The sequence below is a fragment of the Paracoccus shanxieyensis genome (assembly GCF_009711265.1).
Taxonomy (GTDB): domain Bacteria; phylum Pseudomonadota; class Alphaproteobacteria; order Rhodobacterales; family Rhodobacteraceae; genus Paracoccus; species Paracoccus shanxieyensis.
Genome location: NZ_WMII01000010.1, coordinates 1 through 16,112 on the forward strand (window position 1 = coordinate 1; position 16,112 = coordinate 16,112).

Annotated in this window: 15 protein-coding genes and 1 pseudogene; 5 read left to right on the forward strand and 11 right to left on the reverse strand. The window is 63.1% G+C overall.

Annotation, left to right across the window (positions count from 1 at the left end; all coding sequences use genetic code 11):
* The first annotated feature begins 156 nt into the window (after positions 1–156).
* From GL284_RS11530 to GL284_RS11540, 3 genes and pseudogenes are all read left to right on the forward strand, one after another.
* Positions 157–996: an AAA family ATPase gene (locus tag GL284_RS11530; protein ID WP_155044782.1), complete on the forward strand. Its 840-nt coding sequence runs from the start codon at positions 157–159 to the stop codon at positions 994–996.
* The gene (locus GL284_RS11535) at positions 993–1,430 is read left to right on the forward strand and encodes a GNAT family N-acetyltransferase (RefSeq protein ID WP_155044783.1); all 438 of its coding nucleotides are present in this window, start codon (positions 993–995) and stop codon (positions 1,428–1,430) included. Before GL284_RS11530 ends, GL284_RS11535 begins: the two co-directional genes overlap by 4 nt.
* A 66-nt stretch (positions 1,431–1,496) precedes the next feature.
* Positions 1,497–2,266, forward strand: a pseudogene (locus GL284_RS11540) (isocitrate lyase/PEP mutase family protein).
* A 45-nt stretch (positions 2,267–2,311) separates the two neighbouring features.
* Here the strand turns inward: GL284_RS11540 and GL284_RS11545 are convergent.
* From GL284_RS11545 to mdh, 11 genes are all read right to left on the reverse strand, one after another.
* Positions 2,312–2,803, reverse strand: a complete 492-nt coding sequence (locus tag GL284_RS11545) for a lytic transglycosylase domain-containing protein (RefSeq protein WP_155044784.1) — start codon at positions 2,801–2,803, stop codon at positions 2,312–2,314.
* A gap of 144 nt (positions 2,804–2,947) precedes the next feature.
* Entirely contained in the window at positions 2,948–4,342 is a 1,395-nt protein-coding gene (gene lpdA / locus GL284_RS11550) for a dihydrolipoyl dehydrogenase (RefSeq protein ID WP_155044785.1), read from the reverse strand.
* A 97-nt stretch (positions 4,343–4,439) separates the two neighbouring features.
* The gene (locus GL284_RS11555; protein ID WP_155044786.1) at positions 4,440–4,829 is read right to left on the reverse strand and encodes an MAPEG family protein; all 390 of its coding nucleotides are present in this window, start codon (positions 4,827–4,829) and stop codon (positions 4,440–4,442) included.
* Positions 4,829–5,086, reverse strand: a complete 258-nt coding sequence (locus tag GL284_RS11560) for a hypothetical protein (RefSeq protein ID WP_155044787.1) — start codon at positions 5,084–5,086, stop codon at positions 4,829–4,831. Before GL284_RS11560 ends, GL284_RS11555 begins: the two co-directional genes overlap by 1 nt.
* Positions 5,087–5,212: 126 nt before the next feature.
* Complete coding sequence (odhB, locus tag GL284_RS11565) at positions 5,213–6,754, reverse strand: 2-oxoglutarate dehydrogenase complex dihydrolipoyllysine-residue succinyltransferase (RefSeq protein ID WP_155044788.1); 1,542 nt, start codon at positions 6,752–6,754, stop codon at positions 5,213–5,215.
* A gap of 1 nt (position 6,755) precedes the next feature.
* On the reverse strand, positions 6,756–9,725 hold the full coding sequence (locus GL284_RS11570) for a 2-oxoglutarate dehydrogenase E1 component (RefSeq protein ID WP_155044789.1): 2,970 nt from the start codon (positions 9,723–9,725) through the stop codon (positions 6,756–6,758).
* Positions 9,726–9,843: 118 nt separating this feature from the next.
* Positions 9,844–10,167 (reverse strand): hypothetical protein, encoded by a 324-nt coding sequence (locus GL284_RS11575; protein WP_155044790.1) that lies wholly within the window; start codon positions 10,165–10,167, stop codon positions 9,844–9,846.
* A 171-nt stretch (positions 10,168–10,338) separates the two neighbouring features.
* On the reverse strand, positions 10,339–11,223 hold the full coding sequence (sucD, locus tag GL284_RS11580; protein ID WP_155044791.1) for a succinate--CoA ligase subunit alpha: 885 nt from the start codon (positions 11,221–11,223) through the stop codon (positions 10,339–10,341).
* A gap of 2 nt (positions 11,224–11,225) precedes the next feature.
* Positions 11,226–11,840: a hypothetical protein gene (locus GL284_RS11585; RefSeq protein ID WP_155044792.1), complete on the reverse strand. Its 615-nt coding sequence runs from the start codon at positions 11,838–11,840 to the stop codon at positions 11,226–11,228.
* Between the two features lie 4 nt (positions 11,841–11,844).
* Positions 11,845–13,038: an ADP-forming succinate--CoA ligase subunit beta gene (gene sucC, locus GL284_RS11590; protein ID WP_155044793.1), complete on the reverse strand. Its 1,194-nt coding sequence runs from the start codon at positions 13,036–13,038 to the stop codon at positions 11,845–11,847.
* Between the two features lie 251 nt (positions 13,039–13,289).
* Positions 13,290–14,252: a malate dehydrogenase gene (gene mdh, locus GL284_RS11595; RefSeq protein WP_155044794.1), complete on the reverse strand. Its 963-nt coding sequence runs from the start codon at positions 14,250–14,252 to the stop codon at positions 13,290–13,292.
* Between the two features lie 189 nt (positions 14,253–14,441).
* Between mdh and GL284_RS11600 the strand changes: the two genes are divergently transcribed.
* Complete coding sequence (locus GL284_RS11600) at positions 14,442–15,176, forward strand: sulfite exporter TauE/SafE family protein (RefSeq protein WP_155044935.1); 735 nt, start codon at positions 14,442–14,444, stop codon at positions 15,174–15,176.
* Between the two features lie 82 nt (positions 15,177–15,258).
* A complete protein-coding gene (locus tag GL284_RS11605; RefSeq protein ID WP_155044795.1) occupies positions 15,259–16,098 on the forward strand; it encodes an HpcH/HpaI aldolase/citrate lyase family protein in 840 nt (279 codons plus the stop codon).
* Positions 16,099–16,112: the final 14 nt, after the last annotated feature.

The window sequence follows — 16,112 nt, forward strand, 5'->3', positions numbered from 1 at the left end:
CATGAGCCTTGAAACGCTCGCCCGTGTGACCGACAATCCAACCGTCAGGCTGCCCGCCGTGGCCACCTGAACAAGCCCTGACCTCTCCGAGGGTCGGCGCTCCTACACCACGCCGCGGGGCACTATCGGCTTTCGTCCTATATGAAGGGATGGGCGATGCGGTTTTCCTCGACAGACAATTACGTGGCGCCACCGGAATTGGCTGTGGCGGTCAACGCAGCCATCACGCTGGAGCGTCCGCTGCTGGTCAAGGGTGAGCCGGGCACCGGAAAGACCGAGCTGGCGCGGCAGGTTGCGGCCAGCCTTGGCCTGCCGATGCTGGAATGGAATGTAAAATCAACCACCCGCGCCCAGCAGGGGCTTTACGAATACGATGCCGTCTCGCGCCTGCGCGACAGCCAGTTGGGCGATGCCCGCGTGCATGACATCGCCAATTATATCCGCAAAGGCAAACTGTGGCAGGCCTTCGAGGCCGAAGGCAAAGTCGTGCTGCTGATCGACGAAATCGACAAGGCCGATATCGAATTTCCCAACGATCTGCTGCAGGAACTGGATCGGATGGAATTTCACGTCTACGAGACCGGCCAGACGATTCGCGCCCGGCACCGGCCAGTGGTCATCATCACCTCGAACAATGAAAAGGAATTGCCGGACGCCTTTTTGCGCCGCTGCTTTTTCCATTACATCCGCTTTCCCGATGCCGAGACGCTGAAACGCATCGTCGATGTGCATTATCCCGGCCTGAAACTGCGGCTGCTGGATGAGGCGCTGAGCCAGTTTCTGGACCTGCGCGAGGTGCAGGGGCTGAAGAAGAAGCCCTCGACCAGCGAGCTCCTGGACTGGCTGAAGCTGATCCTTGCCGAGGATCTGTCGCCCGAGGATCTGAAGCGGCCCGCCGATCAGATGCTGCCCAAGCTGCACGGGGCCTTGCTGAAGAACGAACAGGATGTGTCGATGTTTGAACGGCTGGCCTTCATGGCACGGAGGCAACGATGATTCGTCCGCTGCATCCCGACGATCGCGCCGCGTGGCAGGCGCTTTATCAGGGCTATCAGGGCTTTTACGGTTTCCACGACCGCCCGCAAGAGTTCTATGACCGGGCCTTTGCGCGGCTGATCTCGGGTCAGGCGGGGGATTTCCACGGGCTTGTCTATGACGACGGCGGCTTGCTGGGGCTGGTGCATTACGTCTTTCACCCGAACCTGTGGCGCGATGAGGGGGTCTGCTATCTGCAGGACCTGTTCACCTCGCAGGCGGCGCGCGGCAAGGGGGTCGGGCGCGCGCTGATCCAGTCCGTCTATGACGCGGCGGATGCGGCGGGCGTGCCGACTGTCTATTGGCTGACGGCCGAGGACAATTATGCCGGGCGGATGCTTTACGACCGCGTGGGCCGCAAATCGCCCTTTATCCGCTATAATCGCCCGGTCTAGACGGTGGACCAGCAGGCCCGGTTTTCGCGCTTCAAGGCGCTGCATGACGGGCCGGGGGCATTCGTCATGCCCAATCCATGGGATGCGGGTTCGGCCCGGCTGTTGGCCAGTCTTGGCTTTGACGCTTTGGCCACGACCAGTGCCGGGCTGGCATTCTCCAAGGGCTGTCGCGACGGCGCGATGACGCGCGATCAGATCCTGACCAATGCCGCCCAGATCGTGGCGGCGACGGATCTGCCGGTCTCGGCGATCTTGAAAACGGCTTCGGCATCTTGCCCGAGGCCTGCGCGCAGACCGTCCGGCTGGCCTGCGACATCGGGCTGGTCGGCGGCTCGATCGAGGATGCGACGGGCGATCCTGATGCGCCGATCCACGATCTGTCGCTGGCGGTCGAGCGCGTGCAGGCCGCAGCCGAGGCTGTCGACGGCTTGCCGTTTCTGCTGACGGCGCGGGCCGAGAATTTTCTGTGGGACCGGCCCGATCTGGACGACACGATCCGCCGGCTGCAAGCCTTTTCGGCGGCGGGCGCGCAGGTGCTTTATGCGCCGGGCCTGCCCGATCTGGACGCGATCCGCACGGTCTGCGCTGAACTGGACCGCCCTGTCAATGTGGTGATGGGGCTGAAGGGGCCGGTCTATACGGTGGATGAACTGGCCCGCGCGGGTGTGCGCCGGGTCAGCGTCGGCGGCTCATTCGCGCGCGCCGCCTTGGCCGGGCTGATGCGCGCCGCCGAGGAAGTGCGCCAGCACGGCACCTTCGGCTATGCCGATGCGGCACTGCCGGGGGCAAGAATAGCCGCGATCATGGCAGACAGCCCGGGCCGCGACCGCGTATGAAAAGGGCGCCCCAAGGGGCGCCCGTCATCGTGGCAATGGCCGCGTTCAGCGCAGGCCGGTGGCGTCCAGAAGGCCCTTCTTCTTCGCCTCATAGTAGTAACCGCGCGAATACCACTTCACGGCATCGTCCTTGTCGCCTTCGGCAACCATATAGGCGCCGCGCAGATATTTGACGCCGTATTTCAGGTTGGTTTCCGCATCCAGCAGGCCGTTGGCCGAGCCCTGATAGCCCATGCCGCGCGCGGTCGCGGGCAGGATCTGCATCAGCCCGTAATAGGGGCCGTTGCGGGCGCCGGGGCGATGGGTCGATTCGCGCACAACCACGCGTTGCACCAGATCGACGGGAACCTGATACTCGGCGGCGTATTTCTGGATCAGCCCACGCAGCTCCGGCGTCTCGTTCGGATGCAGCGCGGTCTGCGCCTGCGCGGCGCGCGGCTCGACCAGATAGCGCTTGTCGGGATCAACAGTGTTGTCGCCACAGGCGCTTAGCGCAATGACGCTGCCCACCAGCATCAAACGGATCGTCCAGATCATGTTGCCCTCGTGTTTCTTGTTGTCACCGATAAGCCACAGGTCGGGAATTTCAGGAAATCAAAAGAACAGGGCCACCCGAGGTCGGATGGCCCTTCGGCAATAAATCGCCGGTTGTATTTCGGGGTTTAGGTGAAAAACCGCCGATCAGACGTGGATCGCACCATCGCCGCAGGCCAAAGCCGCCTCGCGCACCGCTTCCGAGGTGGTCGGATGGGCGTGGCAGGTCAGCGCGATATCCTGCGCCGAGGCCCCGAATTCCATTGCCACGCAGATCTCGTGAATCATCTCACCGGCATTCGGGCCGATGATATGGCAACCCAGCACGCGGTCGGTATCGGCATCGACGATCAGCTTGACGAAGCCGTCGCCCTGAAACACCGCCTTGGCGCGGGCATTGCCCAGAAACGGGAACTTGCCGACCTTGACCTTGCGGCCGGTTTCCTTGGCGGCTTCTTCGGTCAGGCCGACGCTGGCCACTTCGGGCGTGGTATAGATCACGCCGGGGATGACCGCGTAATTCACATGGCCATGCTTGCCCGCGATGACTTCGGCGACCGCCATGCCCTCATCTTCGGCCTTGTGGGCCAGCATCGGGCCGGGAACGGCGTCGCCGATGGCATAGACGCCTTTCACCGAGGTCTGCCAGTGATCGTCGATCTTGACGAAGCCACGCTCGGTCAGCTCGACGCCCAGCTTGTCCAGCCCCAGACCTTCGACGAAGGGACGGCGGCCGGTGGCGACCAGCACCGTTTCGGCCTCGATGGTCTGTTCACTGTCATCCTTGCGCAGCTTGTAGGTGACTTTTGCCGTGCCATTGTCGGTGGCGACGCCCGAAACCGCGGCGCCCAGCACGAATTTCAGGCCCTGCTTGGTCAGGATCTTCTGGAACTGCTTTTGCACCTCGCCGTCCATGCCGGGGGTGATGGCGTCCAGATATTCGACCACCGTGACCTCGGCGCCCAGACGCGCATAGACCGAGCCAAGCTCAAGCCCGATCACGCCCGCGCCGATGACGACCATCGACTTGGGGATCTTCGGCAATTCCAGCGCGCCGGTGCTGTCGACGACCACGCCGCCCGCATTGTCGACCTCGACGCCCTTCAGCGACGACGGCACCGACCCCGAGGCGATGACGATGTTCTTGGTCTCATAAACGGTCTCGCCGACCTTGACCTTGCCCGCTGCCTCGATGCTGGCCCAGCCTTTCAGCCAGTCGATCTTGTTCTTCTTGAACAGGAATTCGATGCCCTTGGTGTTCGTGCCGACGGTTTCGGCCTTGTAGCCCAGCATCTTGGCCCAATCGACTTCGACATGCGCGCCCATCAGGCCCATCTTTTCAAAGTTCTCATGCGTTTCATGCAGCATGTGGCTGGCATGAAGCATGGCCTTCGAGGGGATGCAGCCCACGTTCAGACAGGTTCCGCCCAGCGTCTCGCGCCCTTCAACGCAGGCGACCTTCAGACCCAGCTGGGCCGCGCGGATCGCGCAGACATAGCCGCCGGGGCCGGCGCCGATAACGATCAGATCATAGGTGGACATCAGTTTATCCTCGTTCAGCAGGTCTTGTGGCATCTGGCCACTGTTAAGAAATCTTGCAGGTCTGATCGCGGGCCGGGTCGGCTGGCGCAGCCGTCCCTTACATCAAAGACGCCACGATCATGGTCATGGTCGAAAGAAAGCCCACCGCCCAGATCACCGAACGCCACGGCGTCCAGCCATAGGCATAGGCCGGGACATAGGCGATGCGGGCCAGCAGATACAGCCATGCGCACAGCACGGTCAGCGGGCTGCCATTATCCGTCAGGGCCACCAGCACGACGGCGATGGTGAACAGGATCAGCCCCTCGAAATGGTTGTCCACCGCCCGCCGCAGCCGCCCCGTCCGGGCGGAAAGCTGCGGCTGGGTGTCGCGCGGCCCGGCATTCCACTTCGGGCCGACATCGCCGTTCATCGAAATCGCCGCAATGCCGATCTGCGCCGCCTGCAGCAGCGCGGCCAAGGCAAGGGCGGTGGTTTCTGCTGCCATCAGGCGGTCTCCACAAGGTGAAATTCGGCATCCGACACGCCGGCCTGACTGTTGAACACGGCGGCGGCCTGACCCAGATATTCCTGCGCCTTTGCGGCATTGCCGACCTGATACAGCGCCCATGCGCTGCCATCGCCCTCACGCCAAAGCTGCAGCAGCGACAGGCCGTTATTGCCGCGGTCTTCGGCATCGGCGTCGAACTGGGTCTTGAAGCGGGCGAAGTCGCTGATGGTGTAGCGGGCGATCATCTGGGTCATGGTTCACTCTTTCCTTGGCGGGCCGACCAGAACGGGCGGCATATCGGCTCAACCAAGGGAGCCCCGAAAGAGTTGCGGCCCCAAGGGGAGAAGGCGGGGGCACGTCATGCGCGCCCCCGGCCGGGATCACAGATCCATCAGCAGGCGGCGCGGGTCTTCCAGCGCTTCCTTGACGCGCACGAGGAAGGTGACGGCGCCCTTGCCGTCGACGATGCGGTGGTCATAGCTCAGCGCCAGATACATCATCGGGCGGATGACGATCTGACCGTTCACCACGACCGGACGGTCCTGGATCTTGTGCATGCCCAGAATACCCGATTGCGGCGGGTTCAGGATGGGCGAGGACATCAGCGAGCCATAGACGCCACCGTTCGAGATGGTGAAGGTGCCGCCCTGCATTTCCGCCATGGTCAGCTTGCCGTCGCGGCCCTTCGCGCCCAATGCGCCGATTTCCTTTTCGATCTGGGCAAAGGACTTCTGGTCGGCATCGCGCACGACCGGAACCACCAGACCGTTCGGCGTGCCGACAGCCACGCCCATATGGACGAAATGCTTGTAGACGACATCGCCGCCGTCGATCTCGGCATTGACCTCGGGCACTTCTTTCAGCGCGTGGCAGCAGGCCTTCACGAAGAAGGACATGAAGCCCAGCTTGACCTTGTGCTTCTTCTCGAACTGGTCCTTGTAGGCGTTGCGCAGGTCCATGACGCCCGACATGTCCACCTCATTATAGGTGGTCAGCATGGCGGCGGTGTTCTGCGCGTCCTTCAGGCGACGGGCAATGGTGGCACGCAGGCGGGTCATCTTGACGCGCTCTTCGCGGGCGGCATCATCCGCCGACGAGGGCGCACGCGGTGCCGCTGCCGGAGCCGGGGCCGAGGAGGACGAAGCCGGTGCAGAGCCCGCCCGCGCCACGTCTTCCTTCATCACGCGGCCATCGCGGCCGGTGCCGGTGACGGCATCGCGCGAGATGCCGCCTTCGGCCATGGCTTTCTTGGCCGAGGGCGCATCCTCGACATCCTTGGATGCGGATTTCTCTGCGGGGGCAGGGGCCTCGGCTTCTGCCTTCGGTTCGGATTTCTGCTCGGACTTCGCCGTGGCTGCGCCAGCCGCGCCTTCGGTGATGATGGCCAGCTTGGCCGTGGCATCGACCGTGGCGCCTTCTTCGGCCAGAATCTCGGCCAGCACGCCCGAGGCGGGGGCCGGAACCTCGACCGACACCTTGTCGGTTTCCAGCTCGCACAGCATCTCGTCCTGCTGGACGGCATCGCCGACCTTCTTGAACCAGGTTGCCACGGTGGCTTCGGTCACGCTTTCGCCCAGAGTGGGCACCATCACGTCAACGGATTTTCCGCTCATCTTCTTTTGTCCTTCCTGGGGCTCGGCGCCCGTCTCTGCCTTGGGCAACATTTCCTCGGGGCCTGCATTCCCCTGTTCTGCGATCTGGGCAAGCAGGGCGTTCGGCGTGACCGTCTCGCCCTCGGACGCGACGATCTCGGCCAGCTTGCCGGCGACAGGGGACGGCACTTCGACCGTCACCTTATCGGTTTCCAGCTCGCACAGCATTTCATCCACCGCGACCGTGTCGCCCGGTTTTTTGAACCAGGTGGCGACGGTCGCTTCGGAGACTGACTCCCCCAGTGCGGGGACGCGGACTTCAACGGCCATGTTACGCCCCGACGGTGATGGCTTCGTCGACAAGCGCCTGCTGTTCGGCCTTGTGACGCGATGCCAGACCCGTGGCGGGCGAGGCGGCGGCGGCGCGACCGACATAGCGCGGGCGGCCATGCTTGGCGCCGATCCGGCCAAGAACCCATTCGATGTTCGGCTCGACGAAACTCCAGCCGCCCATGTTCTTGGGCTCTTCCTGACACCAGACGATTTCGGCGTCCTTGAAGCGCTCCAGCTCTTTCGACAGCGATTGCGCCGGGAAGGGATAGAACTGCTCAAGCCGCATCAGATACACATCGTCGATGCCCGCCGCATCCCGTGCCTGCAGCAGATCGTAATAGACCTTGCCCGAGCACAGGACGACGCGACGGATCTCATTGTCCGCCTTCAGCTTGGTCTCCGAGCCGCCGCCATATTCGGCGCTGTCCCACAGCACGCGGTGGAAATTCGAGCCGGTCTGGAACTCATCCGCCTGCGAAATCGCCAGCGGGTGACGCAGCAGCGATTTCGGCGTCATCAGCATCAGCGGCTTGCGGAACGGACGCTTCAGCTGACGGCGCAGGATGTGGAAATAGTTCGCGGGCGTGGTGCAGTTCGCGACGATCCAGTTATCCTCGGCGCACATCTGCAACCAGCGTTCCAGCCGGGCCGAGCTGTGTTCGGGGCCCTGACCTTCATAGCCATGCGGCATCAGCACCACGAGGCCCGACATCCGCAGCCATTTCTTTTCGCCCGAGTTGATGAACTGGTCGAACATGATCTGCGCGCCGTTGGCGAAGTCGCCGAACTGGGCTTCCCACAGGGTCAGCGTGTTCGGTTCCGCCAGCGAATAGCCGTATTCAAAGCCCAGCACCGCGTATTCCGACAGCATCGAATCGATGACTTCGTAACGCGCCTGCCCGCCCCGGATGTGGTTCAGCGGATAATAGCGTTCCTCGGTCACCTGATTGATGAAGGCCGAATGGCGCTGCGAGAAGGTGCCGCGGGTCGAATCCTGACCTGCCAGACGCACCGGGCTGCCTTCGACCAGAAGCGAGCCGAAGGCCATCGCCTCGGCGGTGGCCCAGTCGAAGCCCTTGCCGCTTTCAAACATCTGCTTTTTCGATTCCAGCAGACGGCCCACGGTCTTGTGCAGCTCGAACCCGTCGGGCACGCGGGTCAGCGCGGTGCCGATGTCCGCCATCGTGTCGGGCGAGATGCCGGTGGTGCCGGCATTGTATTCCTCGCCCTCGATCTCAAGGCCCGACCATTTGCCGTCCAGCCAGTCGGCCTTGTTCGGCTTGAAGTTCTTGCCGACCTCGAATTCCTCGTTGAGATGCGCCTGGAAGGCGGCCTTCATCTCTTCGATCTCGCCTTCCGGGACCAGCCCGTCGGCGACCAGACGGTCGGTGTAAAGCTGCAGCGTGGTCTTGTGGCTTTTGATGTTCTTGTACATCGCCGGGTTGGTGAACATCGGCTCATCGCCTTCGTTGTGACCGAAGCGGCGATAGCAGATGATGTCCAGAACCACGTCCTTGTGGAACTTCTGCCGGAACTCGATGGCGACGCGCGCGGCATGGACCACGGCTTCCGGATCGTCCCCGTTGACGTGGAAGATCGGCGCTTCGACCATCAGCGCGATATCCGTGCAATAGGGCGAGGTGCGGCTGAAATGCGGCGCCGTGGTGAACCCGATCTGGTTGTTCACGACGACATGGACCGTGCCGCCGGTGCGGTGGCCGCGAATGCCCGAAAGCTGGAAGCATTCCGCAACCACGCCCTGACCGGCAAAGGCCGCATCGCCATGCAGCAGGATCGGCAGAACCGCCATGCGATGGGTCTGGTCGGACAGCTGGTCCTGCTTGGCGCGGACCTTGCCCAGCACGACGGGATTCACCGCCTCGAGGTGGCTGGGGTTCGCGGTCAGCGACAGGTGGACGGTGTTGTCGTCGAAGGTGCGGTCCGAGGATGCGCCAAGGTGGTATTTCACATCGCCCGAGCCATCCACGTCGTCGGGCTTGTAGCTGCCGCCCTGGAATTCGTGGAAGATCGCGCGATAGGGCTTGTTCAGCACATTGGCCAGCACCGACAGACGGCCGCGGTGCGGCATCCCGAAGACGACTTCCTTGACGCCAAGCGCGCCGCCGCGCTTGATGATCTGCTCCAGCGCCGGGATCAGCGCCTCGCCCCCGTCAAGGCCAAAGCGTTTCGTGCCCATGTATTTGACATGCAGGAACTTTTCAAAGCCCTCGGCCTCGACCAGCTTGTTCAGGATGGCGCGGCGGCCTTCGCGGGTGAACTGGATTTCCTTGCCATAACCCTCGATCCGCTCTTTCAGCCATGCGGCTTCTTCCGGGTTCGAGATATGCATGAACTGGATCGCGAACGTGCCGCAATAGGTGCGGCGCATCAGATCGACGATCTGGCGGATCGAGGCGATCTGCAGACCCAGCACATTGTCGATGAAGATCGGGCGGTCCAGATCGGCTTCGGTAAAGCCATAGGTCGCCGGGTTCAGCTCGCCATGGTCGGGGATGTCGCGCATCCCAAGCGGGTCCAGATCGGCATGCAGGTGGCCGCGGATGCGGAAGGCGCGGATCAGCATGATGGCGCGGATGCTGTCCAGCACGGCGCGCTTCAGCTGGTCATCGGACAGCTGCACGCCTTTTTCGCCCGCTTTGGCCGCGATCTTGTCCAGCGCGGCCTTGGCTTCGCCCTTGGGCAGCATCGGCCATTCGCCGGTCAGCGCCGAGGTGTTTTCATCCGACGGCACCGGCGGCCAGTCGGCGCGCAGCCAGCTGGCGCCCTTGGCTTCGCGGGTGACGGTGGCTTCGTCATCGCCTAGGCTGCGGAAAAAGGCATCCCATGCCTCATCGACAGCCCCGGGGTTCTGCGCCCACTGGCCGTAAAGCTGCTCGACATAGGCAGCGTTATGGCCTTGCAGGAAGCTTGAATCGTGAAAGGTCGAGTTGGGGGATTGATCGTTCATCTCTGATCGTCCAGTTGCTTGCCGTCGCGCTCTGGCGGCTGGGAAATTGGCGCTGTGGCGCGAGGGGACGCGCGGTAGGGGTCGTAGGCGGGCTGTGCGCAAGGGCTCATCATCGTTCTCATGCACAGATCACATCAATTTTCGCGGCACCGGGATCGTCATAGGGCGCCTCAAGCGGCAGGCGCACGATCTGTGCGACGCGCTTGCGTTCAAGGCTGCACAGCGCATGTGCGGCCTGCTGTTCGGCACCGGCGGGCGCGGTATGGGGCCGATAGATCAGCCGCCATCCGGCATCGTTGCGGTTCACGGTGCGCACGGATTCCGCAGGCAGCCCGGTGCTGTGATGCAGATTGGTATTGGCCGGAACGCCGCCGCGCAGGATGTCGTCGGTGGGCGCGCGCCCACAGGCCGCAACCAGCACAAGCAGCACCAGGGCGGGCAAAGCACCCCGCTGATGGCCCCCCGCACAAGCCACGGCCCGGCGCGAAGGCGCGGGCTGGGGCAGAGCGGCTATGATCGCGTTGCGGTCCAATTCATCCACCTGCGGCGGTTTTGGCGTGGCCCCCACAAGGTAGGCAGGGGCTACGCCTAAGTCAAAAGTCTTACGAAGACGTTACTTCCCGAGAGCTTTCAGCACGGCTTCGCCCAGACCGGCGGGGCTGTCGGCAACCATGATCCCGGCCGATTTCATGGCCTCGATCTTGGATTCCGCATCACCCTTGCCACCCGAGACGATCGCACCGGCGTGACCCATGCGGCGGCCCGGAGGCGCCGTGCGGCCCGCGATGAAACCGGCGGTCGGCTTCCATTTGCCCTTGCGCTTCTGTTCCGCCAGAAACTCGGCGGCTTCCTCTTCGGCCGAACCACCGATTTCGCCGATCATGATGATCGATTCGGTTTCCGGGTCGTCCAGGAACATGCGCAGCACGTCCAGATGCTCCAGCCCCTTGATCGGATCGCCGCCGATGCCGACGGCGCTGGACTGGCCCAGACCCACATCGGTGGTCTGCTTCACGGCCTCATAGGTCAGCGTGCCGGAACGCGACACGACGCCGACCGAGCCGCGCTTGAAGATGCTGCCCGGCATGATGCCGATCTTGCATTCGTCCGGCGTCATGATGCCGGGGCAGTTCGGACCGATCAGCAGCGATTTCGAGCCCTGAAGCGCGCGTTTCACCCGCATCATGTCCAGAACCGGAATGCCTTCGGTGATCGCGACGATCAGCGGCACTTCGGCGTCGATGGCTTCCAGGATCGAATCCGCCGCGAAGGGCGGCGGAACATAGATCGCGGTCGCATTGGCGCCGGTCACGGCCACGGCTTCGTGGACCGAGTTGAAAACCGGCAGGTCCAGGTGCGTCGTGCCGCCTTTGCCGGGCGTCACGCCGCCGACCATCTTGGTGCCGTAAGCGATCGCCTGTTCGGTGTGAAATGTCCCCTGCGAGCCGGTCAGGCCCTGACAGATGACTTTGGTGTCTTTGTTAACGAGAACGGCCATGATTAAACATGCCCCCTTTGCTTATACTCGGCGATCATCTGATCGCGCTCGATCCGATCCTGAGCGAGATGTTCAACTCGCTGCGCTTCGAGTTCCGACGGAACGTGGCTAAGAAAAGCATCAACGACGCTATCGAAACCGATCTGATAGACCTGCTCGCGGTCAGACTTGACCTCGCAACCGGCAATGATCGTGTCGTCTCCGTTGGGATGTGTTTTGTAGAGCGGGTAGTGAAAGATACAGTGAATGACCCGCTCTAGCAGTGTCTTTAGGCTTAGGTTTTTCTGTGTTCCGTTCCGGGAAAAGCCGAAGTGCGGCTCCTCTTCGGGAACCTCGACAACAACGATCGAGTGCCCGCCCAGTTTACACTGAGGGATCAGTTCAACATAGCGGCGGCAGAAAAGACAGAAGATGATGAAGTCATCCATTGCCGAGACGAAGGTTTGCGCGTTCTCAAGCCCTACAGCTTGGCCCCTGCGCGAAGCCATTCGCTGCGCGTAATCGCGAGCGAGACTATACGCATGAGACGCCGCTTCCACATCGATCCTATCCCGCTTGGGAGCGGGATAAGCTTCGATGGAAACGAGTTTGTCCCCGGAATGCATGGTGACAATCACCCGATCAGCCCTTCACCGCTTTCACGATTTTCTGGGCGCCGTCTTTCAGGTCATCCGCTGCAATCACGTTCAGGCCGGATTTCTGGATGATCTCTTTGCCCAGCTCGACATTCGTGCCTTCCAGACGGACGACCAGCGGAACCTGCAGGCCGACTTCCTTCACGGCGGCGATGATGCCTTCCGCGATGATGTCGCAGCGCATGATGCCGCCGAAGATGTTGACCAGAATGCCTTTGACGTTCGGGTCCGAGGTGATGATCTTGAACGCCTCGGTGACCTTTTCCTTGGTGGCGCCACCACCGACGTCAAGGAAGTTCGCGGGCTCGGCACCATACAGCTTGATGATGTCCATGGTGGACATCGCCAGACCCGCGCCGTTGACCATGCAGCCGATTTCGCCGTCCAGAGCGATGTAGTTCAGGTCGAATTTCGACGCTGCCAGCTCTTTGGGGTCTTCTTCGGTTTCATCGCGCAGCGCCAGAATGTCGGGTTGGCGATACAGCGCGTTGTTGTCGAAGCCCATCTTGGCGTCGAGGCATTTGATATTGCCTTCGGGCGTCACGATCAGCGGGTTGATCTCCAGCATCTCCATGTCTTTTTCGATGAACATGCGATACAGGTTTTTCACCAGCGCCACGCATTGCTTGACCTGACCGCCGGTCAGACCCAGTGCGAAGGCCACCCGGCGGCCGTGGAAATCCGACAGGCCCGACGCCGGATCGACGCTGAAGCTGACGATTTTCTCGGGCGTGTGGGCCGCGACTTCCTCGATGTCCATGCCGCCTTCGGTCGAGGCGACGAACGACACGCGCGAGGTCTGACGGTCAACCAGCAGCGCCAGATACAGCTCGCGGGCGATGTCGCTGCCGTCTTCGATATAGATGCGGTTGACCTGCTTGCCCGCTTCACCCGTCTGATGGGTGACCAGCGTGCGGCCCAGCATCTGGCGGGTCAGTTCCTCGGCTTCCGAGACCGACTTCGCCAGGCGGACGCCGCCTTTTTCACCGGCAGCCGCTTCCTTGAAGTGGCCCTTGCCGCGACCACCTGCGTGGATCTGCGCCTTGACGACCCAAAGCGGGCCGTCCATTTCGCCTGCGGCGGCCTTGGCTTCGTCGGCCTTCATCACGATGCGACCGTCCGAGACGGGCGCGCCGTATTGGCGCAGCAGCGCCTTGGCCTGGTATTCGTGGATGTTCATAATACTTCCCCGCAATTATCGGTTGCCGGGCTTGTGCCATACCCCGACACGCCTCCAAAGCATTATGAGGTGAAGATATCGTGAAACCCGTCAGATTTCCGGGTTCGTGATCACAGGATTTCAGGGTGTGATCACGAAATTACAGCCGTTAACGCAAGCAGTTCGCACAGGTCACGATTCTGGATCGCACCGGCCAAAACGCAAAAGGCCCGCAGGTTTCCCTGCGGGCCCGATGCCGGATTGCGGACCGATCAGGCCAGCGAGCCGTCGATGCCCTTGCAGGCCTCGACCAGACCCTTGACCGAGTCGACCGACTTGTCGAACATCGCCTGCTCATCGGCATTCAGCGTGATGTCGATGACTTTTTCGATGCCATTCGCGCCGATGACGGTCGGCACGCCGACGTAAAGGCCGTTCAGGCCGTAAGCGCCGTCGACATAGGCCGCACAGGGCAGGACGCGCTTCTGGTCTTTCAGATAGGCTTCCGCCATCTCGATCGCCGAGGTGGCCGGGGCGTAGAAGGCCGAGCCGGTTTTCAGCAGGCCAACGATCTCGGCGCCGCCGTCACGGGTGCGCTGCACGATGCTGTCCAGCTTTTCCTGCGAGGTCCAGCCCATCTTGACCAGATCGGGCAGCGGGATGCCGGCGACGGTGGAATAGCGGGTCAGCGGCACCATGGTGTCGCCATGGCCGCCCAGCACGAAGGCCGTCACGTCGCGCATCGAGACGCCGAATTCCAGCGACAGGAAGTGGCGGAACCGTGCCGAGTCCAGAACGCCAGCCATGCCGACGACCTTTTCATGCGGCAGGCCGCTGAATTCGCGCAGCGCCCAGACCATCGCGTCCAGCGGGTTGGTGATGCAGATCACGAACGCGTCGGGCGCATGGGCCTTGATGCCTTCGCCGACCGATTTCATGACCTTCAGGTTGATGCCCAGCAGGTCGTCGCGCGACATGCCCGGCTTGCGCGGCACGCCAGCGGTCACGATGCAGACATCGGCGCCTGCGATGTCGGCATAGTCGTTCGCGCCTTTCATGACGGCGTCGAATCCTTCGGACGGGCCGGATTGTGCGATGTCCAGCGCCTTGCCCTGGGGCGTGCCCTCGGCAATGTCGAACAGGACGACATCGCCCAGTTCCTTCATCGCTGCGAGATGCGCGAGCGTGCCGCCGATCTGCCCCGCACCGATAAGTGCGATCTTGGGTCGGGCCATGGTCAACCTCCGATTTCCATGATGCTTCGGGCGTTGGCCTAGCCCCTTGGTATGGGAAGCGCAAGAGAGCGGCCGGTCAAATCCAACCGATTCCCGTCTGCTTTCGTCAGGTTAGCGTTAGCACCCGCGCATTGCGCAAAAGCCGGGCATGGCCTAGCCATGGCCCCGGGGCAGGAGAGACGCATGGGACTGGATCTTTGGGGCTGGGTGCTGGCGGCGATTGCGGCATTCGCGGTTGGTCTGGCCAAGGGCGGGCTGGCGATGGTGGGGGTGATCTCGGTCCCGCTGATGTCGCTGGTCATGTCGCCGGTGCAGGCGGCGGGGATTTTGCTGCCGGTCTATGTCGTCTCGGATATCGGCGGGCTGATCGCCTTTCGCCGCAGCTTCGACCGCCGCGTGCTGGCGACGATCCTGCCCGGCGCGATGGCGGGGATCGGGCTGGGCTGGGCCACGGCGCATCTGGTCGATGATGCGACGGTCGGGCTGATCGTCGGGCTGATCGGGCTGGCCTTCGCGCTGAACGCGATCTTTCGGCCGGGGCGGGGGCGTCCGCCGCGCCAGCCCTCGGCCAGGGCGGGCAATCTGTGGGGGCTGCTGTCGGGCTATACCAGCTTTGTCAGCCATTCCGGCGCGCCGCCCTATCAGATCTATGCCCAGCCCTTGCGGCTGGACCCGATGAGCTTTGCCGGAACCACCACGATCTTCTTTGCCATCTGCAACGCGGTGAAGCTGGTGCCCTATGCCTTGCTGGGCCAGCTGTCGCCGCACAATCTTGGCGTGGCCGCCGTGCTGATGCTGCCCGCGCTGCTGGGGGTCATCTGCGGGCTGTGGCTGCTGCGGCGGATGTCGGCGCAGGTGTTTTACCGCTTCATCACATGGGCGCTGCTGATCGTGTCGCTGCGGTTGATCTGGGTCGCCCTGTAACGCCGCAGCGCAGCGAAAGAGGGCTTGCGATTCGCATTGTTTCCGGGCAGCTTCGCGCAAGATTATTACCCAAAGGTGCGCCATGATCCGTCCCTATCGTTCGGTCCTTTACATCCCCGCGGCCAATACGCGCGCGATGGAAAAGGCGCGGGATCTGCCAGCCGATGCCATCATCTTCGATCTGGAGGACGCGGTGGCGCCGTCGGAAAAGGTGCCTGCGCGCGATCTGCTGACGGCGGCGCTGCTGGCCGATTACGGCAACCGGGCGCGCATCGTGCGGATGAACGGTCTGGACACGGAATGGGGCGAAGGCGATGCCCGCGCCTTTGCGCGCAGTGCCGATGCGGTTCTGATCCCCAAGGTCAGCCGCGCCGCCGATCTGGACCGGGTGGCCGATCTGGTCCCCGACGCCCCGCTTTGGGCGATGATGGAAACCGCCGAGGGCATGCTCAACGCCCATGAAATCGCCCTGCATCCGCGGTTGCAGGCCATGGTCATGGGCACGAACGATCTGGCCAAGGAACTGGGCGCGCGCTTCCGGCCCGACCGTCTGCCGCTGATGGCCGGTCTGGGCATGTGCGTTCTGGCCGCCAAGGTGCATGGGCTTGTCATCATCGACGGCGTGTTCAACGCCTTCAAGGATGAGGACGGGCTGCGCGCCGAATGTGAACAGGGCCGCGATATGGGCTTTGACGGCAAGACGCTGATCCATCCCGCCCAGCTTGCCGTGGCGAATGCCGTCTTTGCCCCGACCGAGGCCGAAACCGAACTGGCGCGCCGTCAGATCGACGCCTTCGCCGAGGCCAAGGCACAGGGCAAGGGCGTGGCGGTCGTCGATGGCCGCATCGTCGAAAACCTGCATGTCGAAACCGCCCGCGCCACCATCGCCAAGGCCGAGGCGATTGCAAGGATGGCCGGCTAGGTGCAGGCTGCGCC

Excerpts from the sequence above, each read along its gene's own strand:
- GL284_RS11530 (WP_155044782.1), top strand. The coding sequence starts at position 157 with ATGCGGTTTTCCTCGACAGACAATTACGTGGCGCCACCGGAATTGGCT.
- GL284_RS11535 (WP_155044783.1), top strand. The coding sequence starts at position 993 with ATGATTCGTCCGCTGCATCCCGACGATCGCGCCGCGTGGCAGGCGCTT.
- GL284_RS11545 (WP_155044784.1), bottom strand. The coding sequence starts at position 2,803 with ATGATCTGGACGATCCGTTTGATGCTGGTGGGCAGCGTCATTGCGCTA.
- lpdA (WP_155044785.1), bottom strand. The coding sequence starts at position 4,342 with ATGTCCACCTATGATCTGATCGTTATCGGCGCCGGCCCCGGCGGCTAT.
- GL284_RS11555 (WP_155044786.1), bottom strand. The coding sequence starts at position 4,829 with ATGGCAGCAGAAACCACCGCCCTTGCCTTGGCCGCGCTGCTGCAGGCG.
- GL284_RS11560 (WP_155044787.1), bottom strand. The coding sequence starts at position 5,086 with ATGACCCAGATGATCGCCCGCTACACCATCAGCGACTTCGCCCGCTTC.
- odhB (WP_155044788.1), bottom strand. The coding sequence starts at position 6,754 with ATGGCCGTTGAAGTCCGCGTCCCCGCACTGGGGGAGTCAGTCTCCGAA.
- GL284_RS11570 (WP_155044789.1), bottom strand. The coding sequence starts at position 9,725 with ATGAACGATCAATCCCCCAACTCGACCTTTCACGATTCAAGCTTCCTG.
- sucD (WP_155044791.1), bottom strand. The coding sequence starts at position 11,223 with ATGGCCGTTCTCGTTAACAAAGACACCAAAGTCATCTGTCAGGGCCTG.
- sucC (WP_155044793.1), bottom strand. The coding sequence starts at position 13,038 with ATGAACATCCACGAATACCAGGCCAAGGCGCTGCTGCGCCAATACGGC.
- mdh (WP_155044794.1), bottom strand. The coding sequence starts at position 14,252 with ATGGCCCGACCCAAGATCGCACTTATCGGTGCGGGGCAGATCGGCGGC.
- GL284_RS11605 (WP_155044795.1), top strand. The coding sequence starts at position 15,259 with ATGATCCGTCCCTATCGTTCGGTCCTTTACATCCCCGCGGCCAATACG.